36 protein-coding genes and 1 tRNA gene are annotated in these 24,451 nt (G+C 60.7%); 17 read left to right on the top strand and 20 right to left on the bottom strand.

The features are described 5' to 3' along the window. Nucleotides 1-34 precede the first annotated feature (34 nt). From J2D77_RS09580 to J2D77_RS09555, 6 genes are all read left to right on the top strand, one after another. Nucleotides 35-1,003, top strand: a complete 969-nt coding sequence (locus J2D77_RS09580) for a segregation and condensation protein A (protein ID WP_207846242.1) — start codon at nucleotides 35-37, stop codon at nucleotides 1,001-1,003. 236 nt (nucleotides 1,004-1,239) lie between these two features. Continuing rightward, on the top strand, nucleotides 1,240-1,968 hold the full coding sequence (gene scpB / locus J2D77_RS09575) for an SMC-Scp complex subunit ScpB (RefSeq protein WP_230975711.1): 729 nt from the start codon (nucleotides 1,240-1,242) through the stop codon (nucleotides 1,966-1,968). A gap of 161 nt (nucleotides 1,969-2,129) precedes the next feature. Next, the gene (gene tatB / locus J2D77_RS09570) at nucleotides 2,130-2,942 is read left to right on the top strand and encodes a Sec-independent protein translocase protein TatB (protein ID WP_207846066.1); all 813 of its coding nucleotides are present in this window, start codon (nucleotides 2,130-2,132) and stop codon (nucleotides 2,940-2,942) included. After that, entirely contained in the window at nucleotides 2,939-3,766 is an 828-nt protein-coding gene (gene tatC, locus J2D77_RS09565; RefSeq protein ID WP_207846065.1) for a twin-arginine translocase subunit TatC, read from the top strand. Before tatB ends, tatC begins: the two co-directional genes overlap by 4 nt. 3 nt (nucleotides 3,767-3,769) lie before the next feature. After that, a complete protein-coding gene (serS, locus tag J2D77_RS09560) occupies nucleotides 3,770-5,038 on the top strand; it encodes a serine--tRNA ligase (RefSeq protein ID WP_207846064.1) in 1,269 nt (422 codons plus the stop codon). 26 nt (nucleotides 5,039-5,064) lie between these two features. Next, complete coding sequence (locus J2D77_RS09555; protein WP_207846063.1) at nucleotides 5,065-5,403, top strand: DMT family transporter; 339 nt, start codon at nucleotides 5,065-5,067, stop codon at nucleotides 5,401-5,403. Between the two features lie 176 nt (nucleotides 5,404-5,579). On the opposite strand, the gene J2D77_RS09550 is transcribed toward J2D77_RS09555, so the two are convergent. Continuing rightward, a complete protein-coding gene (locus J2D77_RS09550) occupies nucleotides 5,580-8,000 on the bottom strand; it encodes a protein-disulfide reductase DsbD family protein (protein ID WP_230975692.1) in 2,421 nt (806 codons plus the stop codon). A 241-nt stretch (nucleotides 8,001-8,241) separates the two neighbouring features. Then, nucleotides 8,242-8,466, bottom strand: a complete 225-nt coding sequence (locus J2D77_RS09545; RefSeq protein WP_207846062.1) for a zinc-finger domain-containing protein — start codon at nucleotides 8,464-8,466, stop codon at nucleotides 8,242-8,244. 62 nt (nucleotides 8,467-8,528) lie between these two features. Between J2D77_RS09545 and J2D77_RS09540 the strand changes: the two genes are divergently transcribed. Together J2D77_RS09540 and J2D77_RS09535 are read left to right on the top strand one after the other, a co-directional pair. Then, nucleotides 8,529-9,680 carry an alpha/beta fold hydrolase gene (locus tag J2D77_RS09540; RefSeq protein WP_207846239.1) on the top strand — a complete coding sequence of 384 codons (1,152 nt, stop codon included), beginning with the start codon at nucleotides 8,529-8,531 and terminating at the stop codon, nucleotides 9,678-9,680. A gap of 111 nt (nucleotides 9,681-9,791) precedes the next feature. Continuing rightward, nucleotides 9,792-9,868 (top strand) — tRNA-Arg (locus tag J2D77_RS09535). A 65-nt stretch (nucleotides 9,869-9,933) separates the two neighbouring features. On the opposite strand, the gene J2D77_RS17290 is transcribed toward J2D77_RS09535, so the two are convergent. From J2D77_RS17290 to J2D77_RS09450, 17 genes are all read right to left on the bottom strand, one after another. Continuing rightward, complete coding sequence (locus J2D77_RS17290) at nucleotides 9,934-10,974, bottom strand: tyrosine-type recombinase/integrase (protein ID WP_230975691.1); 1,041 nt, start codon at nucleotides 10,972-10,974, stop codon at nucleotides 9,934-9,936. Beyond that, on the bottom strand, nucleotides 10,935-11,192 hold the full coding sequence (locus tag J2D77_RS09525; protein WP_207846061.1) for a helix-turn-helix transcriptional regulator: 258 nt from the start codon (nucleotides 11,190-11,192) through the stop codon (nucleotides 10,935-10,937). Before J2D77_RS09525 ends, J2D77_RS17290 begins: the two co-directional genes overlap by 40 nt. Then, complete coding sequence (locus tag J2D77_RS09520; protein WP_207846060.1) at nucleotides 11,185-11,421, bottom strand: hypothetical protein; 237 nt, start codon at nucleotides 11,419-11,421, stop codon at nucleotides 11,185-11,187. Before J2D77_RS09520 ends, J2D77_RS09525 begins: the two co-directional genes overlap by 8 nt. Further along, nucleotides 11,414-11,932, bottom strand: a complete 519-nt coding sequence (locus tag J2D77_RS09515) for a hypothetical protein (protein ID WP_207846059.1) — start codon at nucleotides 11,930-11,932, stop codon at nucleotides 11,414-11,416. Before J2D77_RS09515 ends, J2D77_RS09520 begins: the two co-directional genes overlap by 8 nt. Beyond that, nucleotides 11,919-12,233, bottom strand: a complete 315-nt coding sequence (locus tag J2D77_RS09510; RefSeq protein ID WP_207846058.1) for a hypothetical protein — start codon at nucleotides 12,231-12,233, stop codon at nucleotides 11,919-11,921. Before J2D77_RS09510 ends, J2D77_RS09515 begins: the two co-directional genes overlap by 14 nt. 211 nt (nucleotides 12,234-12,444) lie before the next feature. Continuing rightward, a complete protein-coding gene (locus J2D77_RS09505; protein ID WP_207846057.1) occupies nucleotides 12,445-13,011 on the bottom strand; it encodes a hypothetical protein in 567 nt (188 codons plus the stop codon). Then, entirely contained in the window at nucleotides 13,008-14,000 is a 993-nt protein-coding gene (locus J2D77_RS09500; RefSeq protein WP_207846056.1) for a phosphoadenosine phosphosulfate reductase domain-containing protein, read from the bottom strand. The genes J2D77_RS09505 and J2D77_RS09500 overlap by 4 nt, the downstream gene beginning before the upstream one ends. Further along, nucleotides 13,997-14,386, bottom strand: a complete 390-nt coding sequence (locus tag J2D77_RS09495; RefSeq protein ID WP_207846055.1) for a hypothetical protein — start codon at nucleotides 14,384-14,386, stop codon at nucleotides 13,997-13,999. Before J2D77_RS09495 ends, J2D77_RS09500 begins: the two co-directional genes overlap by 4 nt. Further along, on the bottom strand, nucleotides 14,383-14,970 hold the full coding sequence (locus J2D77_RS09490) for a 3'-5' exonuclease (protein WP_207846054.1): 588 nt from the start codon (nucleotides 14,968-14,970) through the stop codon (nucleotides 14,383-14,385). Before J2D77_RS09490 ends, J2D77_RS09495 begins: the two co-directional genes overlap by 4 nt. Next, nucleotides 14,967-15,593, bottom strand: a complete 627-nt coding sequence (locus J2D77_RS09485; protein WP_207846053.1) for a lambda exonuclease family protein — start codon at nucleotides 15,591-15,593, stop codon at nucleotides 14,967-14,969. The genes J2D77_RS09490 and J2D77_RS09485 overlap by 4 nt, the downstream gene beginning before the upstream one ends. After that, nucleotides 15,590-16,348, bottom strand: a complete 759-nt coding sequence (locus J2D77_RS09480) for an ERF family protein (RefSeq protein WP_207846052.1) — start codon at nucleotides 16,346-16,348, stop codon at nucleotides 15,590-15,592. The genes J2D77_RS09485 and J2D77_RS09480 overlap by 4 nt, the downstream gene beginning before the upstream one ends. Then, on the bottom strand, nucleotides 16,348-16,641 hold the full coding sequence (locus tag J2D77_RS09475) for a hypothetical protein (protein ID WP_207846051.1): 294 nt from the start codon (nucleotides 16,639-16,641) through the stop codon (nucleotides 16,348-16,350). The genes J2D77_RS09480 and J2D77_RS09475 overlap by 1 nt, the downstream gene beginning before the upstream one ends. A gap of 371 nt (nucleotides 16,642-17,012) precedes the next feature. Next, nucleotides 17,013-17,273: a hypothetical protein gene (locus J2D77_RS09470; RefSeq protein WP_207846050.1), complete on the bottom strand. Its 261-nt coding sequence runs from the start codon at nucleotides 17,271-17,273 to the stop codon at nucleotides 17,013-17,015. Continuing rightward, nucleotides 17,270-17,926, bottom strand: a complete 657-nt coding sequence (locus J2D77_RS09465) for a hypothetical protein (protein ID WP_207846049.1) — start codon at nucleotides 17,924-17,926, stop codon at nucleotides 17,270-17,272. The genes J2D77_RS09470 and J2D77_RS09465 overlap by 4 nt, the downstream gene beginning before the upstream one ends. Nucleotides 17,927-18,061: 135 nt before the next feature. Continuing rightward, on the bottom strand, nucleotides 18,062-18,535 hold the full coding sequence (locus J2D77_RS09460; protein WP_207846048.1) for a hypothetical protein: 474 nt from the start codon (nucleotides 18,533-18,535) through the stop codon (nucleotides 18,062-18,064). Continuing rightward, entirely contained in the window at nucleotides 18,532-18,789 is a 258-nt protein-coding gene (locus tag J2D77_RS09455) for a hypothetical protein (protein WP_207846047.1), read from the bottom strand. The genes J2D77_RS09460 and J2D77_RS09455 overlap by 4 nt, the downstream gene beginning before the upstream one ends. A gap of 126 nt (nucleotides 18,790-18,915) precedes the next feature. Continuing rightward, nucleotides 18,916-19,275, bottom strand: coding sequence for a helix-turn-helix domain-containing protein (locus J2D77_RS09450; protein ID WP_207846046.1), 360 nt, complete (start codon nucleotides 19,273-19,275; stop codon nucleotides 18,916-18,918). Between the two features lie 91 nt (nucleotides 19,276-19,366). On the opposite strand from J2D77_RS09450, the gene J2D77_RS17620 reads away from it, so the two are divergent. From J2D77_RS17620 to J2D77_RS09435, 3 genes are read left to right on the top strand one after another with little or no spacing between them, the layout of a single operon-like run. Next, nucleotides 19,367-19,570 carry a transcriptional regulator gene (locus J2D77_RS17620; protein WP_207846045.1) on the top strand — a complete coding sequence of 68 codons (204 nt, stop codon included), beginning with the start codon at nucleotides 19,367-19,369 and terminating at the stop codon, nucleotides 19,568-19,570. Next, nucleotides 19,567-20,001, top strand: coding sequence for a hypothetical protein (locus J2D77_RS09440; protein ID WP_207846044.1), 435 nt, complete (start codon nucleotides 19,567-19,569; stop codon nucleotides 19,999-20,001). The genes J2D77_RS17620 and J2D77_RS09440 overlap by 4 nt, the downstream gene beginning before the upstream one ends. Further along, nucleotides 19,998-20,294 (top strand): hypothetical protein, encoded by a 297-nt coding sequence (locus J2D77_RS09435; protein WP_207846043.1) that lies wholly within the window; start codon nucleotides 19,998-20,000, stop codon nucleotides 20,292-20,294. The genes J2D77_RS09440 and J2D77_RS09435 overlap by 4 nt, the downstream gene beginning before the upstream one ends. On the opposite strand, the gene J2D77_RS09430 is transcribed toward J2D77_RS09435, so the two are convergent. After that, entirely contained in the window at nucleotides 20,291-20,527 is a 237-nt protein-coding gene (locus J2D77_RS09430; protein WP_207846042.1) for a hypothetical protein, read from the bottom strand. The two genes, J2D77_RS09435 and J2D77_RS09430, sit on opposite strands and share 4 nt — an antisense overlap. Nucleotides 20,528-20,571: 44 nt before the next feature. Here J2D77_RS09430 and J2D77_RS09425 point away from each other — a divergent pair, with 44 nt between their 5' ends. The 6 genes from J2D77_RS09425 (at nucleotide 20,572) to J2D77_RS09400 (ending at nucleotide 24,290) form a co-directional block, all read left to right on the top strand. Beyond that, entirely contained in the window at nucleotides 20,572-21,003 is a 432-nt protein-coding gene (locus J2D77_RS09425; protein WP_207846041.1) for a hypothetical protein, read from the top strand. A gap of 70 nt (nucleotides 21,004-21,073) precedes the next feature. Then, entirely contained in the window at nucleotides 21,074-21,283 is a 210-nt protein-coding gene (locus tag J2D77_RS09420; protein ID WP_207846040.1) for a helix-turn-helix domain-containing protein, read from the top strand. A 97-nt stretch (nucleotides 21,284-21,380) separates the two neighbouring features. After that, nucleotides 21,381-21,707 carry a hypothetical protein gene (locus J2D77_RS09415; protein WP_207846039.1) on the top strand — a complete coding sequence of 109 codons (327 nt, stop codon included), beginning with the start codon at nucleotides 21,381-21,383 and terminating at the stop codon, nucleotides 21,705-21,707. Beyond that, entirely contained in the window at nucleotides 21,704-21,910 is a 207-nt protein-coding gene (locus tag J2D77_RS09410) for a hypothetical protein (RefSeq protein ID WP_207846038.1), read from the top strand. Before J2D77_RS09415 ends, J2D77_RS09410 begins: the two co-directional genes overlap by 4 nt. Continuing rightward, complete coding sequence (locus J2D77_RS09405; protein ID WP_207846037.1) at nucleotides 21,907-22,797, top strand: helix-turn-helix domain-containing protein; 891 nt, start codon at nucleotides 21,907-21,909, stop codon at nucleotides 22,795-22,797. Before J2D77_RS09410 ends, J2D77_RS09405 begins: the two co-directional genes overlap by 4 nt. Next, nucleotides 22,794-24,290: a replicative DNA helicase gene (locus J2D77_RS09400; protein WP_207846036.1), complete on the top strand. Its 1,497-nt coding sequence runs from the start codon at nucleotides 22,794-22,796 to the stop codon at nucleotides 24,288-24,290. Before J2D77_RS09405 ends, J2D77_RS09400 begins: the two co-directional genes overlap by 4 nt. Nucleotides 24,291-24,451: the final 161 nt, after the last annotated feature.

Below are 24,451 nucleotides of genomic sequence, written 5' to 3'. Positions count from 1 at the left end.
AATGGATGCGCAAGATCCCCCGCCCGCCGGGCCCATGGGGGCAACACCCGTAACCCCAGTCCAAACTGCTGCCCCGGAGGATTCTCCAACGGGGGCAGGGGCCAGCCCCGCTGATGCCACGCAGGCCCATCCGGCCGCCGGGGCCGCAGCGGAAACCGGACTCGCCAGTCCCCCCGCCGAGGGCGGAACCCCGCGTTCGCCCCTGCTGCGGCTGGAGGGGTTCGAAGGGCCGATGGACCTGCTGCTCGACCTCGCGCGGGCGCAGAAGGTGGATCTGGCGCGTATTTCCATCCTGCAACTGGTCGAACAGTATCTGGCGGTGGTGGAAAAGGCCCGCCGGATCAGGCTGGAACTGGCGGCGGACTGGCTGGTCATGGCGGCGTGGCTGGCCTGGCTGAAATCCCGCCTGCTGCTGCCCGCCGATGACGAACTGGCCGTGGAGGGGGAAGAAGCAGCCGAACTGCTGCATGAACGCCTGATGGAACTGGCGTGCATGGGGCAACTGGCCCGCTGGCTGGAAGCCCGGCCCCGGCTGGGGCGGGATGTTTTTGCCCGTGGCGAGCCCGAGAACCTGACGGAAGTCGACCGTTCGGGCCTGGCCCTGGACGTGCCCCAGCTTATGCGGGCCTATCTGGCGGCCATGCGGCGTACCGCGCAGCGGCGTATCTACGCGCCCCGCACCCTGCGTTTATGGACCGTGCAGGACGCGCTCAGCCGCCTGACACGCCTGCTGGGCGAAACGCCGCCGGGCTGGAACGCGCTGGACGCCTTCCTGCCCGATGCCCTGCCCGACCAGGCGGTGGGGCCGGATGCCATCCGCCAGCGCCGCGCGGCCCTGGCCGGAACGCTGATCGCGGGGCTGGAACTGGCCAAGACCGGGCAGTTGGAACTGCGCCAGGATGAAACCTTCGGCCAGATCCTGCTCCGCCCGCAGGAGCAGGAGCCCCAGACCGGTATGCCCCCCACCGGTGCGGACGAGACCGAAAACGGAGAACACGCATGACCGGCACCCAGGCCGAACACCCCATGCGGGATCACGCCCCCGATGAAAGCCCCGATCACGCGCGTCCTATGCAGGAATGTCCCGTTCAGGAAAGCCCCGTTCCGGAAGCTTTCTCGGAAGAACGCAGCATGCAGGACAGCCCCGCGCCCGAAAATCCAGCACCCGAAAACATGGTGCAGGAAGGCCCCGATGGCGCCAGTGAAAATTCAGCGCCGGAAGCCGAGGCACGCGTGCCTATGGTCATTCCCGACGATGCCGTGCGCCTGGCGGAGGCGCTGATCTTCGCCTCCGTCGAGCCGGTCAGCACCCGCAGGCTGGCGGACCTGCTAGAAGCGCGCCAGATCATGCCCGCCGGGCAGGATGACCTGGCAGCGTTTGTCGATGCCGTGCTTCAGGCTCTGCAACAGCGCTATGCGGGGCGGGGTGTCGGCCCGGTGGAGGTCGCGGGGGGCTGGCAGTTCCGCACCGCACCCGACCTGGCCCCCCTGCTGACCCGTGTGCTGGAGCGCCCGCGCCGCCTGCCGCGCGCGGTCATGGAAACACTGGCCATTATCGCTTACCACCAGCCCTGCACGCGCACCGAGATCGAGGATATTCGCGGCGTCAGCCTGGGCCAGACGGTGCTGGACACGCTGATCGAGACTGGGCTGATCGCCCCGCGTGGCCGCAAGGAGGTACCGGGCCGGCCGGTCCTGTGGGGAACGACACCCGACTTCCTGCGCCATTTCGGCCTGCGGGCTCTCTCCGACCTGCCCCGGCGCGAAGAACTGCTGGTGGACCTGCCCGAAACCCAGTCCGGCTATGGCACCGCCCAGTCCGAGATCACTTTTGCTGCAAAGCACGGCGCGGAGCAGGACGCTCCATTCCCCCATGGCCCAACCGCTCCGCGCCCCGAGAGCGAGGCGGAAGGGGAGAGTGGCGAACAAGACCCTTCCGACCCCCACCCTTCCGACCCCGAACCATGAGGTCCGGATGATGCGGGGCAGGACAGGCCGGGACAGGGTGGCGGCAGGGCAGGCCGGCAGGATACGGTTTATGCCTCCCCCCACCCGTGATAGAGACAATCGGTCTGTATCCGCACAAGGGCGGCCATCCCGCGTGGGGGTGGGTGTGAACGGGGCTGCATATGTTTGATTTTGCGTGGTCGGAAATCGCGCTGATTGGTGCGGTCGCATTGGTGGTGATCGGCCCCAAGGACCTGCCCGTCGCCATGCGCGGCCTGGCCGGGCTGGTCAAGAAAGCCCGCAATCTGGCCGGGGAATTCCAGTCCCATCTCGATGACATGGTGCGCGATGCCGATCTGGGTGACGTGCGCGATCAGGTGCGCGACCTGCGTAACCTGAATGTGCGCGGCACGCTGATGAAGGCCTTGGACAGCGACGGCACGCTGGCCCGCGCCACGCAGCAGCCCGACACCCTGGCCGAACGTATCATACCCGCGGGCCCCCGCGCGCTCGACCGCGCCCCCCCGCTGGATCAAGGGGGGGAAACCTGGTCCGAGCCCGTGCGGTCCACCACCCCGGCCTGGTCCACGGTGGATACTTATGCCACGCCCGTCATTCCCCAGAGCGTGGTCGATAACGCGCCGCCGGAACTGCCACCCGGCATTGCGCGGCGTATCCTGCGCGAACAGGACAGGCTGCACCCGCCCGCCATTGTCCCGCCCGTACGCGTGATGCACGGCAGGCGGCCCGTAGCCCCCGGCCGCATTGCCATCCTGCCGGTGCCCGATACAATGGGGGCGGATACGGCAGTCGCTGCGGAACAGGTATCGGACCCGTCGCCCCTGGTGGAGACACCCGCTGCGGAAACGGCGGTGCCCCAGACAGCCTCACCAGCAGCCTCACCAGCAGCCTCACCAGCAGCCCCCTCAGCAATCCCTCCGGGCTTCCCGCCGCCACAGGGCAGCGTCTCTCCGCCCACAGGTTCGCAGGCATGAACGAGAACACCACCATTCAGGACGACCCGATCCACGACCAGCCCATGTCGCTGATCGAACATCTGCTGGAACTGCGCCGCAGGCTGCTATGGTCCGCTGTCTCGTTCATCCTGTGTTTCGCGCTGTGCTACCATTATGCGCAGAACATCTATCTGTTCCTGGCCCAGCCGCTGGGCGACATCATGCGCCAGCAGGGCCTGCAACCGCATCTGATCTACACCGCCCTGTATGAAGCGTTTTTCACCTATATCCGTGTGGCCCTGTTCGGGGCGGCGTTCCTGTCTTTTCCCATGTGGGCCATACAGGCGTGGATCTTCATTGCCCCCGGCCTCTACCGGTCTGAAAAACGCGCCTTCGCCCCGTTTCTGATCGCGACCCCCGTGCTGTTTTTAGTGGGCGCGGCACTGGCGTATTATTTCATCTTCCCCATCGCATGGCGTTTCTTCCTGTCCTTCCAGACGGCGGGCACGGGCAATGGCGGCGTGCAGATCGAACTCCAGGCCAAGGTGTCGGAATATCTTGCCCTGGTCATGAAGCTGATCATGGCCTTTGGCGCAGCCTTCGAACTGCCCGTGGTGCTGACCCTGCTGGCCCGCGCCGGGATCGTGACGGCTGCCATGCTGCGCCGCTTCAGGCGCTACGCCATTGTGGGCGCGTTCGTGGTGGCAGCCATTCTCATGCCGCCCGATGTCATTACCCAGATCGGCCTGGCCGTCCCCCTTGTGCTGCTTTACGAAGTGTCCATCCTGTGTGCCCGCCTGGTGGAACCCAAGCGCGGCTCCACGACTGAAACCGACCCCAACCCCGAGCAGGAGATTTCCTGAGTTATGCATGACATCCGCGCCCTGCGGGCCGATCCCGCCGCTTTCGATGCCGATCTGGCGCGCCGGGGGCTGGAGCCCGTGGCCCAACGGCTTCTTGCGTGGGACGAGGAACGCCGGCAGGCCCAGACCGCGTTGCAGGACAGGCAGGCCCGCCGCAAGGCCCTGGCGCGCGAGATCGGCATGCTCAAGCGCGAAGGGGGGGATACCAGCGCGCTGGAGGTCGAAGGTGTAAGCCTGCGCGCGCAGATGGAAGCGCTGGAAGAACAGGCCCGCGCGGTGGAGCGTGAAAGCACGGCCCTGCTGGCCAACCTGCCCAACCGCCTGGACCCTGCCGTGCCCGACGGGCCGGATGAAAGTGCCAACGAGATCAGGCATGTCTGGGGCACGCGCCGGGAATTCACTTTTACGCCCAAGCAGCATTTCGAACTGGGCGAGGCGCTGGGCCAGATGGATTTCGCCACCGCCGGCAAATTGTCCGGCGCGCGCTTTGTGGTGCTGCGCGCAGGGCTTGCCCGCCTTGCCCGCGCCCTTGGCCAGTTCATGCTGGACCTGCATGTGGGCGAACATGATTTTGTCGAAATGCAGGTGCCCGTCCTGGTGACGGATGACGCCATGTACGGCACGGACAAGCTGCCCAAATTCGCCGATCAGTCCTTTCGCACGGAAGACGGGCGCTGGCTTATTCCCACTGCCGAGGTGCCGCTGACGGCCTCGGTCGCGGGGGATATTCTCGATGGGGCCAGCCTGCCCCTGCGCATGACGGCCCTGACCCAGTGCTTCCGCAGCGAAGCGGGTTCGGCCGGGCGGGATGTGCGCGGCATGCTGCGCCAGCACCAGTTCGAGAAAGTGGAAATGGTCTGCGTGACCACGCCCGAACAGAGCGAGGCCGAACACGAACGCATGACCCGCTGCGCCGAAACCGTGCTCGAACGCCTGGGCATTCCTTACCGGCGCATGCTGCTTTGCGCGGGCGATACCGGGTTCGGTGCTGCCAAGACCTTTGACCTGGAAGCCTGGCTGCCCGGGCAGGATGCGTGGCGCGAAATTTCATCGTGCTCCAACACGCGCGACTTCCAGGCCCGGCGCATGAATGCGCGTTTCCGCCCGCAGGCTGGGGCGGCTCCGGCTTTCGTGCATACGCTCAACGGCTCGGGCCTTGCGGTCGGGCGCACGCTGATCGCGGTCATGGAGAATTACCAGAACGAGGATGGCTCCATCACCGTGCCCGACGCCCTGCTACCCTATATGGGTGGGCTTGCACGGATTGGCTGAATATTCCCACGGCATAGGACCAGCCCATGGCGCATAAATCCTTCGTGCTGCTGGCACTTGCGATCGTCTCGGAAATGATCGGCACAAGCTGCCTTGCCGCATCCCAGGGGTTTGCGCGCTGGCTGCCCGCCGTTGCCAGCCTGGTGGCCTACGGGTTTGCCTTTTATTGCCTGTCCATTCCGCTCAAGACCATGCCGGTGGGTGTGATCTACGCCATATGGGCGGGGGCAGGGGTGGTGCTTAGCGCTGTGGTGGGGCTTGTGGTGTTCCGCCAGAGCCTGGACCTGCCCGCCCTTGCCGGTATCGCCCTGATTGTCGCGGGCGTGCTGGTGATCAACCTGCTGTCGTCCTCCGTCCGGCATTAAAGGCGGTTGCAAAATACCTTATTGATAAAAATTGATAAAAGTTTTTGGTGAAGCTTTTTTCAAAAAGCTTCAAAGAACGTGGCCTTTTTGAAAAAAGGCGACACACAAAAACTTTAGCAATTTGCGGACGCAGCCTGCCTCTCGCCTCCTCCTGTCAGATATTCGCTTGGGTGGCGTCAGGATGGAGGGGATATGGCGTTGATAACCATGTTCGGCGTGAGGATCTGCGGCAGCGTTACCTCCGCCCCGTGGGCGGGCACGAACAGGTAGAACGGCACGCCGTCCCGCCCGTGCTGTTGCAGGAATGTGGTGATGGCGCTGTCATGGCGGGTCCAGTCCCCACGCATGAACACAACCCCCTGGCGGGCAAAGGCCGCGCGGGCCGCCTGCGTATCCAGGGCCACGCGTTCGTTGATCAGGCAGGTAATGCACCATGCCGCCGTCATGTCTATGAACACGGGCCTGCCCGCGTCATGCAACGCCGCCAGCCGCTGCGGCGAGAAAGGTTCTGTCCCATTCGCTCCACTGGTGGCAGGTGCGTCCGGTTTGGCCGTGCCCATGGCGACCGGCGCGGCGGTATTCCCCAACTCGGTTCCGGCCGGAATGTCCGTCTGCTGTTTGAGCACGGGCAGCAGGCCCAGGGCCGCCAGCAGGCTCAGCAGGGCCAGGCCGCGCAGGAAGCGGTCCGCATTATCTGCCCCGTCGCGCATCTGTTCGCGCTGGGCAATGCCGTACAGCCATGCCGCCGCCCCAAGCATGACCAGCCCCGCGCCCAGCAGCACGGTGGCCGTGGCCCCTCCCTGCAACGTCGCGACCCAGAGCAGCCACACGCATGAGCCCAGCAGCGGAAACGCCAGGAACTGCTTGAGATAATCCATCCACACGCCGGGCCGTGGCAGGGCTTCGGCCAGGCGGGGGTAGAAGGCCAGCAGCACATAGGGGGCGGCAAGCCCGGCCCCCAGGGCTGCGAAAATGGCAAGCCCCGCGGCAGGGGGGGCGGAAAGGGCCCCGGCAATGGCCACCCCCATGAACGGTGCGGAACAGGGCGAGGCCACGGCCACGGCCAGCAATCCGGTCAGCACGTTATGCCAGATCTCGCGCCAGATCGGGGCTTCGGGCTGGTTGGGGCGCAGGGTGCGAGCCCCGGGAACGGACAGGAAAAGCGTGAAAACGCCCAGCAGGTTCAACGCCATGCCGAACAGCAGCCACAATACCATGCCCACAAACAGGGGGGACTGGAACTGGAACCCCCAGCCCACGGACCCGCCCGCCAGGCGCAGCCCCATGACAAGCCCGCCCAGAACCATGAACCCGGCCAGAACCCCCGCCGCGTACCCCACCGCACTATAGCGCTGGACATGCCGCGCATGCCCGCCCATGCGTACAAGGGCCAGCGCCTTCATGGCCAGAATGGGGAACACGCAGGGCATCAGGTTCAGGACAAGCCCCCCTGCAAACCCCATGAGCCCCAGCCACGCAAAGGCCATCAGCCCCGCCATGGACAGCCCTTCAGGCATGCCAGAAGGCGCGGATACGGCACCATAGGGTGCCGATCCGGGCGGGAGCGGGCTGGAAGAGACAGGCCGGGAGGCAGGTGGGCCGGACGAAGGGGCGGGCAGAAGCGGGTTGGGGGCGGCATCACGGACCAGGCCTGCGCCGGGCACCGGGGTGCTGGAACTGGCGGGGCGCGCGGCTGCCACCGGCGTTGCCTGCACGTGCAGGGCCCGTTCTTCCCCCGCCGGGTCCTTGAGCACGACAATGCCGCTTATGCCGTCAGGGCCGGGCGCCTGGCCTTGTGTGGTCCCCTGCCGGTGGCCCTGTGCCGGGGCGAAATCCGCTGTGGGGTGCAGATGCAGGGTGACGGAGCCATCCTGTATGGTGGGGGCCTGGGCTGCGGCTTCCACGATCTGCCCGCGTTCATCCGGCATGAACCAGGCATCGGCCACGGAACGGGGGTTAAGGTCAGCCCCCATCAGGCGCAGAACGCCATCGGGGCTGATGGTTGCGGGGTAGGGGGACGCCACGGGGGATTGCTGGGCCGCGCGCTCGAACAACGGGGCCTGTGGCGCGGGGTGCTGCGGGCCCACGGGCAGGGTCAGGCTGAAATCCGCTTCCTCCGGCACGCAGACCTGTTCGCAGACCAGCCAGTGCGCATGGGCTGTCAGCGTTGTCTGCGCGGCCTTTTCACCCTGCGCGTGGCGCAGGGGCAGGAGCAGGGGCAGGATGACATCCCCCGTATAGGCATAGGACATCAGCGAAAATTCGCTGATCCGTCGGGGCGTGGGCCACAGGATGGTCTGCGCCTCGCCCTCCAGCGCGCCGCTGGCTGTGACAGACACGCTTACCGGATCCCCCGCATCACCCGGGTTGCGCCAGTAGGTGTGCCAGCCGTCCTGCAAATGCAGCGACAGGGCGACAGGCAGGGGGGCCTGCCCGTCCGCCGTGTCGGACTCGGTTATCAGGCTGGCGGTGGCATGCCCTGTCCTGACCGGCGCAGTTTCCGCAGCCCGAGCCAGCGGGGCCGTCAGGAACAGGCCCGTGCTCAGCCACAGGGTGGCGGCCACCGCCCGCCATGCCGCACGCATCGGGCGTGTCATATTCGGTCCGGGCGGGAAGGGGGCAGGGCGCAGCATGGGTAGGCTTTCAGGCAACTCGGCGCGACGCGCCAAAGCCACAGCATACCCAAAGCCGCATCTGCTTGGAAAGGCGCGATCCCCAAGGCGGCAGACGTTGCACCCCCGCACGCCCCTTGCGCAGAGGGCCCGGGCTACGCGCCGTTCCCTGTGCAGCATAGTATCCGCAACATCCCACCTGCCAGTGGGGGCAGTGTGCGCGCGCTCAGTGTTCGTCCTGCGCGTCGGCCGAGGGCTGGAGAACAAACAGGCGTGAGCAGTAGGGGCACACCGTCTGGTGATCGCCTATCTTCAGCCACACGCGGGGGTGGCCAAGCTGGCCCAGCCCGCCATCGCAGGCGACCTTGCGCTTGTCCACCACAATGGTCTCGATATGGCCAAGCCTTGGGCGGGGCACGGGATTGGTCGGCTGAACAAGGGTGGGCAGCATTGGTATCCCCAGTGTCATGGTGCGGGCGGCGCGTGGTCCGCTCTGGTCTGTCGGTGCCGGTGATGATACGCATTCCCGTCGTGGTTGTGCAGCTTTCCTCTCTTCCCATGCGCGTGAGCGGCTGGCCCCGGCGGGGTGCGCGCATGGCGGCATTGGCCCTTGCCGGCTGGCTTGGCGGGTGTGCCGCCGTGCCCGCCCATGCACCCGTGCCCCCACCCCGCTTTGCCGCCGCCGCCCGGCTTGTCCCGCCTGACCGGGTCTTTATCCTGTCCGACGGTGCGGCCCTGCCCGCCCGTGTCTGGTCCCCCGCCACGGCCCCGCGCGCCGTCATACTGGCCCTGCACGGCTTTAACGACAGCCGGGATGCGTGGGAATTTCCCGCCCCGTTCTTTACGGCCAATGGGGTGCGTATCGTAGCCCCTGACCAGCGCGGTTTCGGCGGTGCCCCGGACCGGGGCGGCTGGGCAGGAAGCGCGCGCATGGTGGCTGACATCCGCGAGGAACTGGCCATCCTGGCGCGGGAAAACCCCGGCGTGCCCCTTTACCTGGCGGGGGAGAGCATGGGTGGGGCAGTCGCCATGCTGCTCATGGCCAGCCCCGATGCACCGCATATTGCCGGAACGATCCTGCTGGCCCCGGCCGTGTGGGCGCTGGGGCCGGGGGCGGACGTGCCGCTGAATATCCTTGCCACCATGTTCCCGCACCGTGTGGTGACCGGCCGTGAACTGCCGGTGCATGTGGTGGCCAGCGATAACCTCGCCGCCCTGATCCGTCTATATTACGACCCGCTGAGCCTGCGCGAAACACAACTGGCCACGCTGCGTGGCCTGGTCAACCTGATGCGCGACGCTGCTGAAGCAGCACCCAACCTGCATGGCCCGATCCTGTGCGTGTATGGCGATCGCGATGCCCTGGTGCCCCCTGCCGCCATGGGCCCCGTATGGCGCGCCATGGCAATGCACGGGGCAGAGGCCAGCGGCCCGGCAAGGCTGGACCTGATCCCCGGCGGCTACCACCTGCTGCTGCGCGGGCGCAACAGCGCGCTGGTGGAAGGCGATATCCTGCGCTGGATGACACAGCCGGGCTTTTTCCTGCCATCGGGGGGCGATGTGGCCGCCGCCGCATGGCTGGCCCAGGATGGGGGAGATACACGCCCCGGCAAGGCGGGCATGCCATGGTTCCTGCCTGCCCGTCTGGATCAACTGACCCGCTGACCGGTCGCCGGGCCGCCTTTGGCAAGCCCACGCTGTATGAGCACACGAAGTTGCCAGCCCGCACAGATAGAGGCTTGGCAACCCTATGGCTTTGGGTTAGGGAGGGCGCAGGGACCCGTAGCTCAGCTGGATAGAGCGTTGCCCTCCGAAGGCAAAGGTCACGCGTTCGAATCGCGTCGGGTCCACCAGCGCTTTGCGAAAAACGCAGTAAACCGCCATTTTCTATCTTGGTTAGACACTCTGCCGTTTTCGGTTAGACACTTCCGTCTAACCTTGACATTGCGTCCTCTGCCATTTTCCGCTGCTCAGCGGCCTTGGTGTAATGGGCCACATCAGCCAGCCTCTTGTGTCCTGTGATGGCCGCGATTTGATGTGCAGAACAGCCCGCCTCCGCCAGCCGCCTGGCCGCAGCCTTTCTGAGCCCGTGCGGAGAGCATCGCTCCGGCAGCTTGGCCGCTCGGCACCACCCCTTGAATACGTTGTAAAATCCGTTAGCCGTGTAGGGTCTCCGGCTACTGGCTTCCAGAAATGTTTGCCCGGTTCCTCGCCACTGGTCGATCTCCGCGCGCAATGCTGCATGAATGGGCAGGATCAGTTCAGTTTTGGTCTTCTGCTGCTTAAGCCTGAGTGATCCGCCTGAAATGTCAGCAGGCCCCATGCGCACCACGTCACTCCGGCGTTGGCCGGTGTAGAGCATGAGATAGAGTGCCAGGCGCGGGATGCTCCCGGACGGCCAGCATGCTTCATACTGCGCAATTTCCCCCTCAGTCCAAGAGTGTATTCCTTCGCTTCTCTGGCGCTTGAGCTTTATCCCAAGGGTGGGGTCATCCTCTCTCCATCCGATCGATCTGGAAAACTGCATAAGCTGCCCCATCAGGCGGAGTATCCTCTGTGCGGTTGTTGGCGCAGTCCCGAAGTGCGAGACGAGGATGCGAATATGCTTTGCCTGCATGGTGGGGGCATTGCCGCCTGCGGCTTCACTCTCCCTGATCCGGTTTAGCAGGCGCATATAAACGGCCTTTGTGCTTTCTTCCAGGCGAGTGAAGTGCGGAGACTTGAGCCAGAGGATAATCAGATGTTCTAAAGTTTGGCTCCTGACCGCAGCGGCTTTTGGCTCAACGCGCTCATATCCGGTGAGGGCCGCATGGTACGCATCCAAGAACCCTTCCGCATGAAGGTCCGGCAGCTTGACACTTTTTGCCCCTTTTTTGCGGAAGTAATATCGGGTTTTCCCGTGCCTATCCCTGTAAATTTTCACATATTTGAGGTTAAGCGGCGGCACAGGGAATCCCATTCATTCGTCTGTTGCGGTGCCGGCATCCTGCCCGAGCGGGCCGCAAGGTATGAGTCCAGATCCTCAATAAGCCAGACCTGGCGTTTTTCGCTGATCTGGACGGGCGGTATCTCCTTCTTGGCGATGCTCCGAAAGCTGGTTTCGGATATGCCCAGATAAGACGCCGCCTCGCTGGCGCGCATGACTTTGCGCTGAACGGGGGCAAGAATCTCACCCATCTTTCCCCCTCCTGCCGATCGGCACGTTTGTGGGCAGCTCCGGAATGCTCACACCTCGGAGCAGCGGGTACACGGCGTCGGCGACTGCTAAGGCAGCCCGCGCATTATCCTTGAATGCACACCAGTTCGCGCCCATGCCGGACTGGATATAGCTGTCATTGCCGTCTGGGTCATGTCCGTCCTGAAGGCACAATGCACGGGCTACCGCCTCAATGCGTGGGTCAGTCATGGATTGCCTGCTCCGTTATCTTCACCACTTCAGCCGTTGCGGCGCCCGACCACTTCTTAGGGGGCGATTTTTCCCGCTCTGCCAATTCCAGAGCCTTCCCAACGGCACCAAAAGTGTCAGAGGGGAAAATTCCTCTATCGCAGTGCGGGCAGGTTGGTACAGTTCCCCGCCTGCGCCATGCCGTCTCGATAGCTTGGGAGGCCTTGAGCCGAAGGGTCTTTGTTTCGCGTTTCCTCTGTAATGCCTGCATCCGGTGCAGCTTTTCATATTCGCGTCGATATTGGGTTATGAGCATTCCAAGAGCCCAATATGCGGATACCTGCTTTTTACAATCGTCACATGTGCAGGTGTGTCCGTTGTCATCCATGACAAGGCTTCGGTGCGGACAATCTTTACCGATCGCAATGCCATCATACCCCGATTTCGTGCGCTCTATGCGGTAGTCGCCAATGTTGACGACGTTATGAGGCATTTCTTTCAGGTCATCCGAGTTGGCTTCATCCTCTGTCATTGTCGAGCTCCCGCGCTGCGTCGATGGCTTGGCGCACTGTTCCCTTCATACTGAAAAGCCTGTTACCAATAACGGAGATACGCCATCCGATTATTGCGTCTTCGAGAGTGACAAATCTGGTTTTATCCAACCAATCCAGACGCTCACTATCCCGCCCGATCTCCGCCCGAACGCGCTGTTCGGCCCGGCGTTCGGCTTCGAGGATGTATTTCCGGGCAAGTTTAATACAGGCATCAATATCGACATGCTGGTTAAACAGCGCGACCGATAAATGAGAAATCTGCTCCTCTCTCGTCCTCATGGCGCTATCTCCGCGGCTGTTTCCGCCACTTTCCCACAATCAGCCCCAGCAGCACGGCACTTTGGGCAATAAACATTTGAGTCCCCGGCGTCCGTATTCACGTCAGTGCCGCATTTTTCGGTTGAGCCAACCCAACCACAGTGGTCGCATGAGGCGAGATAGAAAGTCTCATTCACGGAGAATGTGCGGCCATCTGGTAGTCTGTAACGGGTCATGGCGCTTCCCACCTGTGTCGTATTTCCGTCGATGCGGCCTGCAGGGCTCTGTTCCACTCATCAAACCGCCGGCCGCGCAACATCAGCCCGTCGATTTTACTCGCGACCTTCTCACGCTCCCCCGCCAGCATCTCGGCTATTTGCGTGGGGGTGAGGATGAGCCCGGAATTGCGAATGGCATTAACTTGGTTGTCGATATCATGAAGAATGGGGGAAACCGCCTTTGCCATCTTGCGCGCACCTGTTGCAACCGCGATGTTTTTCCTTGCTTGCTCCGTGAGGGTTGCGATGTTGTTTAAAGCAACGCAGCCAGCCTCATTTGCCGCGCCGGGAAATGGACACGGGCCACGATAGTAAAGCCCCCTCATTTCATGAGAAGATACCAACTCTTCCCCCATATCCCAGAACCATTCTGTGTCAGCGTCTGAATAGTCCTCATGCGACCACTCAGCCGGGAATGGAGTTTCATTCGGACGGTTCGACAGCCAGTGCCACCCATCCTGCTCAGGGAACATCGGCACGCCCAGCCGCTCGGGGTCGGGCCAGTTTGTGGGGCTGGTCATTCGCATAATCCATATTCTGATGAACACATGGCCGGAGGAATCATGCACTCAAGGTCAAACTGCGTGCCGCCGCGGGCGGTCTTGGCCCACTCCACCGCGCTGTCGATCCGGTTGGCCTCGAAGTGTTCCGCGTCTGTGCGTCCGTCCTCCTGGTTAATAAAGAAGAATGTACCAAGCCCGCGTTTTGAGGCTGCGCTGACGATCCGCTCCCATTCCCGCATCCGCTCGATAACTTCCGGCCAGCGGTGGTACAGATTGAGGATTTCTGCTTTCCCGCAGTTCACACATGGGAAACAGCCCACCCGGTTTTCTCCCAGCGCGTAAAGCGGGTTCAGTGGCACACCACGGCTGCGGGCGAATGCAACCACTTCCAGCGCGCTCATGTGGATGATGGGCCGGTGTATCCAGTGCGCTTGCGTTTTCGTGCTGCCGATTTCCCACATGAGCGCATTTGCCCTGCTTGCGCTCTCATCGCGACGAACGCCCTGCCAGTTCTCAACATGCAGGCTGGTCGAGGCTATGACGTTATCCAGATAATCAGACAGAGGCCTTGATTTTAATTCCTGCGTGCAGAATTGCACCCGGCGCGATGGGAACCGGCCTTTCCAGATGCACAGGTCAAGAAAGGCGTTTCCGGTGGGATGAAGCGTTGCCAGGGCGCTTCGAATGATATCGTCAGGTACGCCTTTTGTCGGCCAAACGGTTTCAACGTAGACGCGCTTGCGCGCGATCTGGGCGGTGAAATCAGCCTTCACCACGTCGATCTTGATGCCGAAAAATTCCGGGATGGTATGGTTGATGTATTCGACAGTCAGTGGGTTTTCGTTGTCCGTGTCCGCCGTTACAACCCGTATCCCGTCGCGGCCGTATATCTCCAGCGCCTTTATCAGCGTGCAGAGGCTGTCTTTGCCACCGCTGAACGATACGACAGGAAGCGCATGCACACGGGGATAGGTCGGGACCGGCCTGCCGTCGTTCTGTTCGCTCATGCCGCACCGCCTTCCAGGGTCGCGCTGATGTAATCCACCAGTGTTTCACCCGGGCCAGCCCAGACGGTGCAAACGATGCTGCTCTTGTTTTCGTCTGAAGTTATGGCTTCCCGTGCATGCGAAAGAGCTTCCCGCAACTGCTCATTCTCAGCCTGCACGGCGGCAATCGCGGCTTGGGCGTCGGACTGGCGGACGCATGGAACAGGATCGCGAAGGGTTCCTAGTGTGGTGACAACAGGCAAATCCCCATCCTGCAAAGGCGTACCGATAGCGAGAAGGCTCTCTATCATGGTCCGCTTCGGGTTGAATATCTTGGCGATCTGAGTTTCGCTCAGTTGCCCATCATGAAACCGCACGAACACGCCTGTGGGTTTCTGGTCGGTCATGCGGCGACTCCGATATCCCGAAGGTGGAAATACAGGCGAGCGCAGGCGCGAACATCGACAAGGGCATCATGTGCGCCTTCGAGCTTCTCGCCAAAGAAGTGCTGAATGCACTCTTCCAGTTTGGGCGCTTTGGGCTTATCGATGCCCGCAGCGACCATGCGGGGCGTTGGCGGAAGGTTAACGATCGGGGATGCGGCTTCCATCGTGTCAAACGCAGGCGTATCCAGTTTCCATCCCCGCCCAAGTCGTTCATACATGATGCTGATGATCTGGCGGTCGAACTTCTCGTTATGAGCGACCACCAGATCGGCTTTGCGGCTCAGGTCGTAGAAAGCAGTTGCAACAACAGCTTCTCGGATGCCGATAGCCTTGGCCTTTTCAGTGGTGATGCCATGCACGGCAGCAGCGCCAGCAGGCACAGTCCAGCCGTCCGGATGCACGATCAGGTTCAGGCATGACAGTTCCACGCCGGCATTGTCCGTCAATATGGCGGCAAGCTGCACGCAGCGGGGCTGGCGGTCAGAATTGAGTGGGACAAACCGGTCGGGCAGACCGGTCTTTTCCGTGTCGTAAAAGAGGATCATGCGGCCACCTCGACATTCACGGCGGCGCGCACCTTGTGCAGCATTTCCATTTTCATTTCGTGGAAGTCCTTAAGCGCTTGATCGAGGGCCTTGATGAAAGGCTCATCCCGATAAGTGCGATCTATGAAAATCGGCAGTTCATCGCTGTAAGACACACGATCATTCCATTCGCGTTCAGCAAGCAGAAGCTGTCCTTGAACCTGTGCGATGTAATGTTTTTCGAACCCGCATGTGCTGTAGAGAACGTGCTTGGTGGGGTAGGGGCATTTGATTTCCACAAGGCCATCGTTCCCGACAAACCGATCTGGGCTGATGCCAATCGTCCCCGCGTCGTTCGTCACAAAGCCGACTTTCTGTGTGATCAGCCCCATTTCAAACTCATATGCAAGGGCAGCAAAGGGTTCCAGCTCCTTACCGCGCGCGATAGCCTCGATATGAGATTTGTCCGCATCCATGGAGCGGCCAAGGATGATCTCAGCCACAAGCCGGGCCGCGTATTCCTTCGCCCGCGGTGAAGGCTTGCCGTCTGGGGTTATGATGCGGCTAAATTCAGAAGCCGTTGGGATACCAAGGCGCAGCTTGTGCCATGCCTCGGAGCCTTGCTCTACATTGTGGATTTTCATGACGCTGAACTGCCCTTAAGCTTTGCCAAGAGAACCTGCCGCGCCTTGGGGAAGTGCTTCGCTTCCATTTCATCAAGGGTGCGGCATCGCGCCCATGCCAAGAACTGTTCGGTATTGGCTCCCGTCTCTTGCAGAAGCCTGACCAGTTCTTCTTTTTGCTCGGGCGTAATGGCCGACATCGGCTGGGGACCCCTGGGTGCGCCGTCTGTATCTTCATCAGTCCGCACGATATTCAGCAGCATTTCAGCACAGTAGCGCTTCCCGTATGAGATGGTTGAACCACGGGCCTGCACCTCTGTACGCCCTGGCCCATTATCAATGGGAAGCTCCATGGACGCGCTCTGCGATTGCCCGCTGGCGTGCGTGATGATCCCGGTGACGCGGATAAAACCGCCGTCCAGTCGCACGGTATCAAACGACAGGCGCAGTTGGTGCTTGAGAAGGACAGGGCGGATCAGCCGGTCCATATCTTCCCACTTGGCAAACTTGTAGGAGCCATGCCCCTTCATGTCTTTGATGCCAGCCTTGAAGACCTGCGGGATTTCGCCCGAGGCAAGCGCCATTGCTTCGTTGAACGCCTTGCGGTCATCCATCTCCATGACCTGCTTTTTCATCTCCAGCAGGGCGCGAAGCTTCTCAACGTCGCAATTTGGATTGCTTGCCGCCTGCGTGATGAGGGCAAGCAACTGATCGCCGCCCGCAGGCTCTTGCGGCTTGGCAATAGCGGCAGCGGGGCGCGTTATGACTTCGCTCATCACCCCTGCATCCCGATCAGATATTCCACATCAGAAGACATGACCTCAGCAGCAGCTTTTCTCAGGTCATCCACGATGAACGCAAATGAGGGCAGGTCACGCGCGAAATGGAGCCTTGCCATTAAGGCGTCACCTTCTTTCGCAACTGCTTCCAGTTTGTCATGGAACGCTTCGAGCAGCTTCTGATCTGCGCGGGATTCACGCTCCATCGGCAGTTCATTGTGGTAAGGGCTCCCAACCGGAGCCATACGCCCAAACGCCATACCATCCGGGTATCCAAGTGCTTGTGACATTTTCCAAACTCCCTCGTGGGAAATGATAGGCCAACGCGGCCACGAAGCCCGGCCCGCAAGCCGGGTGACGCGGGGGCGTTAGGGGGATGTATTTTTCTTTTTCCTTTTTTCTTTCTTTTCCGCTTTTAGGCGGATATTTTATTCGTTCTCCAGCAATGCGCGCATACCCCTTTCGGTCAGCACATATTGGTTGAAGAAATCCCCCCCCTAAGCAGTCCTCTGGAAATATTGCGGTCAACAAATTTCCCTTTTTCCGCGTCCTTAATCCCAGAGTTTGGGACTTTGCTGCCGAAATATTCGAAAACGCGCACTTGACCGTATACTCGCGCTTTCTCCAGAGTTCGGATATCCGACTTAAGTAAACGCATCCCTCAACCCTCCAAGTAAGGAGCGCGAGGAAGCCCGGTCACGTCTGCAAGCACGTTCCAGACACCGAACAGCACGTTCAGGGCGTCGCCCGATGCCGCAAGGCCCGCGTCCGTGAGGAAGATGAACGCGATGCAGGCAGCCCAGACCAGCGCACCGACAGCAGCCTGCACGATCTTGTTATCCAGTGCGCGCAGGGCGTAGTGGGTAGCCCAGAACTGAAGGCGTTCGAATATGGGGCGATCACGGGTTACGGGAGGCATCATGCGGCCTCCTTGTTGTCGGCAGGCCACGCAGAAGCACGCAACTTGATGAACTGAACGAGAAGTCCATACTCACGAGCGGTCTGGTTATCGCCATGCGCCTTCTGAACGGCGCCCTCAAACTCTGGTAGCGTTCCGTAAAAACATCCATGGTTCACTGAAATTCCGCCAGTTTGGGTTCGGAACCATGTCAACGTGCCGTTTTCAGAACCGACATGCGAGTGCCAGCCAACATGGATATTCAAAGACACCCAGGCATCGCCGGACACCCGGGCATTGCCGGACACCTGGGCATCGCCGGACACCCGGGCATTGCCGAACACCTGGGCATTGCCGGACACCCAGGCATTGCCGAACACCCAGGCATTGCCGAACACCTGGGCATTGCCGAACACCTGGGCATTGCCGAACACCCGGGCATTGCCGAACACCCGGGCATTGCCGAACACCCAGGCATCGCCGAACATATCCAAATTGTCGTCAGTCTCGATGAACCCGCCGAGGTCGCCCGCCGATACACCAATTGCGGCAATCGCAACGAGCGCGCGGATGCGGTGCAGGGTTCTGCCGCTGGGTGTCGTAATGGTTTCGCCTGTGAGTTCGTATTTCCGTTCGGGAGCCGCGTTCTCGCGCTCGACCGTCTGTGTCTGTGTCATTGCCCATCACCTGAGTGGTTGATGGGTTACTTGTGACATGACATCACATATCGCGTCAACAGAAAATGTGATATGAACTCACATATGCCGATAAAAAATATCCCGGCGCTGGGCCGGGACTGAGGCATCTGCTATTTAGTGGTTAAATATCCAAGGGAAAAATTTCAAAACCGCTCCGATTAATGCGACCACCGCTGAAATTTTCGCGATTCCAGGGAGAGAGTCAACTCGGCCCTTAAGTTCAGCTACAGATGCGGATGTAGCCTTGCCTTCCAGGGAAGTTTTTGCGGATGCAATATCGGCTTTAATGGGCGAAAGATCAGACCGCACGGATGAAATGTCATTTTTGGCTTCGTTGCGAGCAGACGAAATATCATCCTTCGTGGCCATGCCTGTCCGTATTTCAGCAAGGGTCACCTGTATGGCATTCAGGGTTCCCTGAACTCCATCCATCTTCCTTTCAAGGCTTTCGACCCGGCGTTCCATATCTGAATCATGGGGAGGGCCGCCGCCCCCGTCAAGGCCTGATTTAGATAGCTCGTCAGCTTCCTTTAGATAATTAGCAAAGCGATTTTTTAAGTTTTCTTCGTCAGAAAGTGCCCCACTCATTGCTGTGTTATCCGCCACAGCATCATGGCCAAATCTTTCATATCTTCTTCCACCTCTGTTATTAGTTTACTTTTGAGCTTGATATGATCGCTGTCTAGAGGCAGCCTACTTTTTAGAAGTGAATTTAAAAGTTTATCATTGGCATCAACTACAGATGCCAACTTTGATAGTGAAAGAGCAATTTCTCCGAGGGCTAATCGGACGTTATAATCTTTTATTAAAGAGCATTTCCCTTCTAAATCTTTTATTATCATCGGATATTCCTCGTCAAATTTCTAAACTTAATGGAACAGATATACACAAGCGAATATGTTGATGTTCTCATTTTGTTCTGACATACTCGCTCCATGGCACAGCTAGATAGAGTCGAGAGCGAGGGATTAGGCCGCGCCACTGGGGTCAGCCTTATCAGCGAGCCGCTCAGCAACCGCCCGGAGAGCCATGCGCTCTCCTTCGTTCATTGCTCTCCACATGCGGAGCAGGGACCGCTCGTCGGCGTCTTTGATGATCTCGCCCGAGCCTTCCAGAGAAGGAACCGTTTGTCCGTGGCGCAGGTAATCAAGGGAGACGCCATATAAATCGGCCAAGGCGCACATTTTATTCCATGCGGTCGGAATGCCCTTGCTTTCCATCCGCGATAGGTACGTGCGGTCAATACCAGTGGCGGCCTGAATATCCACCTGGTTTAAGCCACTATCAATGCGGAGCCGTTTGATCCGCGCGGCAAAGGCTTTGTCCATTTCGATATAGTGGCACTTTCTTGCATTTCGTGTGTGAGATCAGATCACGTTTTCTCTTGACCTGTTTTGTGATGTCATGTCACAATGAGGCATGAGCATAAAAGCAATCATCAAAAGAGCGGGTGGAGCTTCGACGGTAGCTCGCCTTCTTGGAATTCATCACAGCGCCGTTGTCCGCTGGGAGAAAGTTCCCGATGGACGTGTCGTCGCGCTTGAGGCCGCCACCGGCATTCCCCGCGAGGAACTGCGTCCCGACCTCTTCAAGCGCACCCCAGCCGAGGGGGTGGGGGGATGATAAACGAAATCAGAGCGCGGGCGCTTGAGCATGCGATGGAGCTTGCAAGGCGGGCAGAGGAACTGGAGGCGTCCAGCATCGTGAAGGACGCCTCCGTGTTTGAGGCTTACTTAGCTGGGCAAATAGCCAGCCTTGCGCCCATCGACGATGCAGCGGGCAGCGTTGAACCATTCCTCAACCTCAGTGCGTGTGACGCCGCCATTTTTGACGGGCAAGGAGGGAAGCTCTTTCCCGTCCGCGAGGGCGAGGTAGGTAGCAATTTGAAATATCAGCCCCTCGCGGGTGGTAATGTTTCCAGCACTCATAGCAATTCATCCTCTGTGCAAGATGGTGAAAGCGTGGGGGAGCTTCCGACTCCCTCACGCACTGAAACGGTAGCCTCGCCTGCTGGCCCGGAGGAAGCCGAGCGTACGCATGGCGGTGCGGCATGAGCATCTCCGTCCAATATTCCCAAGCGGACGCCGAGACCGTGCGCCAGCGGATCGCGGTGCTGCGCGAGAGAAATGTGGCAGCCAAGCTGATTGCGTCCCAGTTGGGCATGAACCTGGAGGACGTGCGCGCCCATCTGAAAGAAATGCGCGCGCAGAAGGCGCAGGAGCGCGAGCGCGCCAAAGCGGCGATCAAGCTGCGTCCGTGCCTGCGCTGCCGCCGCGAATTCAGGCCGGAGCATAAGGGCAACTTCATGTGCTCCGGCTGCAAGTCCACAACGGCGGGGCTGGCTTAACACGCCATGCGCACCTCAACCCCCATCTTCCGCGCCATATCCTGCACGAGCCTGACACGCTCGGGCAGCGTGGCGAACGGATGCAGCCAGCCCCAAAGCTCGGCAGTGGTTACCAGCGACTGCGCGAGGAATGGGGCTGTGTATGCTGCCGGGGTGTTGAACACGTCGCATCTGTTCACGGGGTCGAAAGAAAAGGCCCCGCGATACAGCCTGATTCTTTCCTCCTCTGTCATGGGCTCTCCAGTTCTTCGTGTCTGCAAAACGGAGAATGGAGCAGATGGCAGACAAAAATTTGGAAAATCGTTCCACCAGTTTGGAAAACTGTCCAATGCAGACCGCTGAAGCAGTCACGCGGGACGCCCAGACTATGGCCCGAACCATCGCAAGGGCGTTCGGGGCATCCCGTAGCGTCAAGGAAATCATTCATCACCTGGCCGGTGTCCTGCGAGTCACGGAGCGCCAGGCGAAGAGTATTTATTACGGCGAGCCCCATGCAATCCCGGCGCATGTCTTTCTGCGTCTGCTGGCCGCCTATCGGAACAACCTGGAGCGCCTACAGCGGCAGGCTGAACATCAGGCCGCCATGTATCGCACTCTCAACAATGAATGGGAAAGCAAATGGGGAAACTCGTTTTGCGCTGGCGAATTGTCGTCACTCGAAAGCGCGCTGTCCGAGCCATGCACCGCGCCCTCTATTACCGCGAGATAGCGGACTGGCTGAACGCGCGGGCAGATAGCTTGCAGGCTAAGGCGGATCGGTTGGCGAAGGAGTGTGGCGAGTGACAGATCGCCTGGATAAACTTGATGCCTTCCGCATTTTACGTGAGGAAATCAAAAAATACGGCAGCCAGCGTAATTTTGCCAACGCTCACGACCTCAGAGAGCAGGACGTTTCTGATGTTCTGAATTCTCGCCGCCCAATATCACCGCGCCTGCTCACGGTCATTGGATTACGGCGCGTTGAGTATTTTGAGCGCGCCAATGCCTGAACCCCGCACCATAACCTTCACGCTCCCATATGCCTTCGCGACCGTGAACCGGACGAACGGATTTAGCCATCACACGACCGCTAGGCATAAGGATTCCGTGAAACGCTCTGTGGCAGTTCATGCGCGCCATCTGATCCCGCCTGAGCCGTTCAGGAAAGCACGCGTGGTGATCGAGCGGCATTCGGCGGGACTTCCCGACTATGACAACGTGGTGGCTGGCGCCAAGCGCCTGCTTGACTGTCTGACGACGCCGAAGGTTCTGCACGTGCGCACCCCAGGCGCGAGGCCGGTCATCAGGAACAAGCGCGGTCTGGGCTTCATTGTGGACGATAGCCCCAAGCACATCATCTACGAGGTGCACTCCATAAAATGCGCGCGACATGAGCAGCGCACCGTGGTGACGATTACGGAGATTGTGGGATGAAGACACCGACAGAACCGGAAATACCCTTCCTGCCTATGGATGCTTACTCCGCGCAGGAGGCGTTCGACTGGACGCGTCAGGACATGATGCGCACTTTCTTTTGCCTTATCCGCAGCGGCGTGGACCCCCAAATACTGCGGGGCGAGATCAACTGCACCATAAATGCCATGCGTGGCGCACTGCAACTGGAGGGGCTGGGATGAGCGCTAGAGCGAGAGACTGGGCATATTCTGTTCAATTGCCCCTATGCCAGAAATTCGTGCTGGTGGCCCTGGCTGAGCGCGCCAATGACGAGGGGATCGCATGGCCATCTGCGCGGACAATTTCAGATATGACTGGTGCTTGCGAAAGGGCCGTTCGGTATGCCCTGAAGCAGCTTGAGCAGGGTGGGTTTATCATGCGCGTCAGCAGCAGCACACGCTCAAAAACCTATCAACTGAGCCTCGATAAAGGGAATGAGATACCGGCACCAGATGCCGGGCACCCGGCACGTCATGCAGGGCAACCGGCACCACATGCCACTGCACCAGATGCCGGTTACCTGGCACGTCATGCAGGGCAACCGGCACCACATGCCGGTCAGACCGGCACCAAATGCACCCTAACCGTAAAGAACCGTAAGGAACCTATTGCAGCAATGCAGCAGTCGCCTACCGGCGATTGGGTGACTGACGAATGGATGAACGTGGGCAATTCTGTGCTCATCGAGATTGGTCATGACCCCACTCGGTCGCTCCAGCAGACGGGATGTGTGCGGCAATGGCTGGCCGATGCCCGCCGGGCCGGATACGAGTTCGAGGCTGCCCGCGAGACGATCCTCGCAGTGGTTCGGGAGCGAGCGAAATTCGCGGGCCGGGGCAAGCCGCCAGCATGGTTCACGAAGCCGGTTGCGGAGGCGATCCAGGCGGGGGTTGTCAAAGCCGCCGAGGAAACGCGGGCACCCTGGGCTGATTTCGTCAACCGCGACTACGCGGACCACGTGACGGCCTGTGTCCGCGGCGGCAAGAAACGGCTGCCCTACGCCGAGTTCAGGGCGGCTTGGGAGAAACGCAACGGCTACGCCGGGGCATCTGCGGAATGTGCGGCATGAGCGCCTTCGAACGCATGGAATTGGCCGCCGAAATGCCACATGACCTGGCGGCTGAGCAGGCGATAATTGGCGGCATCCTGACCAACAACCGGGCCTATGATGAGGTTTGCGAGGTTCTGGAGGGGCGGTTTTTTTATTCTCCGCTCAATGCCCTGTTCTACCAAACCGCAGAAACCATGATCCTTGGCGGGCATGCCGCCAATCCGGTTTCGTTGCGTCCGCTGCTCAGCGGGAATGACCTTGTGCGGCAGGCCGGCGGATGGGAAACCATTATCGGCCCGCTGCTGATGAGCATGATCGGCATTCACGGGATCAAGGGATATGCCGAGCAAATACGCAGCGCATGGCTGCGGCGGCAGATGCTCGCGTTATCCGGCGATATGCGCGATATGATCGTGCGCCCTGATGGCGTGACGGCCCAGGATGTGGTCGATCATGTCGAGGAAACGATGCTGGAAATCAGCACAGACCGGGCCGACATGCGCACGCGCCACCTGACCACCGCCATGGATGCCGTTATGGTGGCCGCTGAGAGCGCTTCAAAGGCTTCCGGGGTGGTGGGGGTGCCTTCCGGGTACGATGCACTGGACGGGCTCACAGGGGGATTTGAGGCGGGTACGCTCACGATCATCGCTGGACGCCCTGCCATGGGGAAAACTGCCGCAGGTGTTGGGATTGCCGTACGGGCGGCCAAGGCGACCCACAAGCGTGTTCTCTATTGGTCCGGAGAGGTTAGCGCCGAGGCCATCTCACAACGCATTATCGCGGCAAAAACAGGCATTCCCGTGCTTTGCATCAGGTCGGGGAAGAACAGGGGAAGAGAGGTTTCAGAGGGAGTTTACGGGCCAGGAACGCCATTGAGGCAGGAGCAGTGGGATAGGATTGTAGCCGCGCGGCATGCCGCAACGCATGTTCCGCTGCTCATCGATGATACCCCGGCGATCACTGTGGCCAAGCTCTACAGCGCTGCGCGCAGGCTGGCGCGATCGAAAGGCGGCCTTGCGATGGTTGTGGTTGATTACCTGGCCTTGATGAGGGGGACAGCAGATGCTCGTCGCCAGGGGAAATATGCAGAGGTGTCCGAAATTTCTGCTGACCTTCTGGCTATGGCAAAATCTCTCAATGTGCCCGTCATCGCGCTTCAGCAGCTTAATCGCGAGGTTGAGAAACGTGACAACAAGAAGCCGACCAAAGCCGATCTGCGCGACAGCGGGAACTTGGAGCAGGATGCATCGGTAATCATCCTGCTTTACCGGGAGGAATACTACCTTCAGCAAGACGGCAGCCCCACCCAGAAGCCCGGCGAAAGTGATATGCAGTGGCATGCCCGCATAGATCAATACGAACGTGCTCAGGCCGCATCAGCCGGGAAAGCCCTGTGGATCATCGACAAGAACCGGCAAGGAGAGACGGGATCTATACCGATGCTATTCGATGGAAAGGGAACGTGGTTCAGGAGCATATCCGAAGGGGAGGGAAGCGAGGCATGGTGAATATTCTCCCATATTTTCCTGTACATTTTGGCTTGCGTGTGATTCCATGAACGGCATGCAGAAAACCTCCGACACATGGCCCGAGTGCATGCCCGCGCACTTTGCCGAGCATCTGGCTCCTGCGCGGAATTGGGATGCGGCTTGCGCGCTTACGCAGGCTC

This window comes from Acetobacter garciniae (genome assembly GCF_017377735.1).
Taxonomy (GTDB): Bacteria; Pseudomonadota; Alphaproteobacteria; order Acetobacterales; family Acetobacteraceae; genus Acetobacter; species Acetobacter garciniae.
This window is presented reverse-complemented; position numbering and strand designations above follow the sequence as displayed.

Bases quoted from the DNA above. Each gene is read 5' to 3' on its own strand.
- J2D77_RS09410 (WP_207846038.1), top strand. From the start codon at position 21,704: ATGAAGACACCGACAGAACCGGAAATACCCTTCCTGCCTATGGATGCT.
- J2D77_RS17620 (WP_207846045.1), top strand. From the start codon at position 19,367: ATGAGCATAAAAGCAATCATCAAAAGAGCGGGTGGAGCTTCGACGGTA.
- J2D77_RS09505 (WP_207846057.1), bottom strand. From the start codon at position 13,011: ATGACCAGCCCCACAAACTGGCCCGACCCCGAGCGGCTGGGCGTGCCG.
- J2D77_RS09440 (WP_207846044.1), top strand. From the start codon at position 19,567: ATGATAAACGAAATCAGAGCGCGGGCGCTTGAGCATGCGATGGAGCTT.
- J2D77_RS09580 (WP_207846242.1), top strand. From the start codon at position 35: ATGGGGGCAACACCCGTAACCCCAGTCCAAACTGCTGCCCCGGAGGAT.
- J2D77_RS09460 (WP_207846048.1), bottom strand. From the start codon at position 18,535: ATGAGTGGGGCACTTTCTGACGAAGAAAACTTAAAAAATCGCTTTGCT.
- J2D77_RS09425 (WP_207846041.1), top strand. From the start codon at position 20,572: ATGGCAGACAAAAATTTGGAAAATCGTTCCACCAGTTTGGAAAACTGT.
- serS (WP_207846064.1), top strand. From the start codon at position 3,770: ATGCATGACATCCGCGCCCTGCGGGCCGATCCCGCCGCTTTCGATGCC.
- J2D77_RS17290 (WP_230975691.1), bottom strand. From the start codon at position 10,974: ATGGGATTCCCTGTGCCGCCGCTTAACCTCAAATATGTGAAAATTTAC.
- tatC (WP_207846065.1), top strand. From the start codon at position 2,939: ATGAACGAGAACACCACCATTCAGGACGACCCGATCCACGACCAGCCC.
- J2D77_RS09510 (WP_207846058.1), bottom strand. From the start codon at position 12,233: ATGAGGACGAGAGAGGAGCAGATTTCTCATTTATCGGTCGCGCTGTTT.
- J2D77_RS09430 (WP_207846042.1), bottom strand. From the start codon at position 20,527: ATGACAGAGGAGGAAAGAATCAGGCTGTATCGCGGGGCCTTTTCTTTC.
- tatB (WP_207846066.1), top strand. From the start codon at position 2,130: ATGTTTGATTTTGCGTGGTCGGAAATCGCGCTGATTGGTGCGGTCGCA.
- J2D77_RS09490 (WP_207846054.1), bottom strand. From the start codon at position 14,970: ATGATCCTCTTTTACGACACGGAAAAGACCGGTCTGCCCGACCGGTTT.
- J2D77_RS09500 (WP_207846056.1), bottom strand. From the start codon at position 14,000: ATGAGCGAACAGAACGACGGCAGGCCGGTCCCGACCTATCCCCGTGTG.
- J2D77_RS09485 (WP_207846053.1), bottom strand. From the start codon at position 15,593: ATGAAAATCCACAATGTAGAGCAAGGCTCCGAGGCATGGCACAAGCTG.
- J2D77_RS09480 (WP_207846052.1), bottom strand. From the start codon at position 16,348: ATGAGCGAAGTCATAACGCGCCCCGCTGCCGCTATTGCCAAGCCGCAA.
- J2D77_RS09470 (WP_207846050.1), bottom strand. From the start codon at position 17,273: ATGATGCCTCCCGTAACCCGTGATCGCCCCATATTCGAACGCCTTCAG.
- J2D77_RS09555 (WP_207846063.1), top strand. From the start codon at position 5,065: ATGGCGCATAAATCCTTCGTGCTGCTGGCACTTGCGATCGTCTCGGAA.
- J2D77_RS09405 (WP_207846037.1), top strand. From the start codon at position 21,907: ATGAGCGCTAGAGCGAGAGACTGGGCATATTCTGTTCAATTGCCCCTA.
- J2D77_RS09550 (WP_230975692.1), bottom strand. From the start codon at position 8,000: ATGACACGCCCGATGCGTGCGGCATGGCGGGCGGTGGCCGCCACCCTG.
- J2D77_RS09475 (WP_207846051.1), bottom strand. From the start codon at position 16,641: ATGTCACAAGCACTTGGATACCCGGATGGTATGGCGTTTGGGCGTATG.
- scpB (WP_230975711.1), top strand. From the start codon at position 1,240: ATGGTCATTCCCGACGATGCCGTGCGCCTGGCGGAGGCGCTGATCTTC.
- J2D77_RS09450 (WP_207846046.1), bottom strand. From the start codon at position 19,275: ATGGACAAAGCCTTTGCCGCGCGGATCAAACGGCTCCGCATTGATAGT.
- J2D77_RS09515 (WP_207846059.1), bottom strand. From the start codon at position 11,932: ATGACAGAGGATGAAGCCAACTCGGATGACCTGAAAGAAATGCCTCAT.
- J2D77_RS09520 (WP_207846060.1), bottom strand. From the start codon at position 11,421: ATGACTGACCCACGCATTGAGGCGGTAGCCCGTGCATTGTGCCTTCAG.
- J2D77_RS09525 (WP_207846061.1), bottom strand. From the start codon at position 11,192: ATGGGTGAGATTCTTGCCCCCGTTCAGCGCAAAGTCATGCGCGCCAGC.
- J2D77_RS09465 (WP_207846049.1), bottom strand. From the start codon at position 17,926: ATGACACAGACACAGACGGTCGAGCGCGAGAACGCGGCTCCCGAACGG.
- J2D77_RS09455 (WP_207846047.1), bottom strand. From the start codon at position 18,789: ATGATAATAAAAGATTTAGAAGGGAAATGCTCTTTAATAAAAGATTAT.
- J2D77_RS09495 (WP_207846055.1), bottom strand. From the start codon at position 14,386: ATGACCGACCAGAAACCCACAGGCGTGTTCGTGCGGTTTCATGATGGG.
- J2D77_RS09435 (WP_207846043.1), top strand. From the start codon at position 19,998: ATGAGCATCTCCGTCCAATATTCCCAAGCGGACGCCGAGACCGTGCGC.
- J2D77_RS09400 (WP_207846036.1), top strand. From the start codon at position 22,794: ATGAGCGCCTTCGAACGCATGGAATTGGCCGCCGAAATGCCACATGAC.
- J2D77_RS09540 (WP_207846239.1), top strand. From the start codon at position 8,529: ATGATACGCATTCCCGTCGTGGTTGTGCAGCTTTCCTCTCTTCCCATG.
- J2D77_RS09545 (WP_207846062.1), bottom strand. From the start codon at position 8,466: ATGCTGCCCACCCTTGTTCAGCCGACCAATCCCGTGCCCCGCCCAAGG.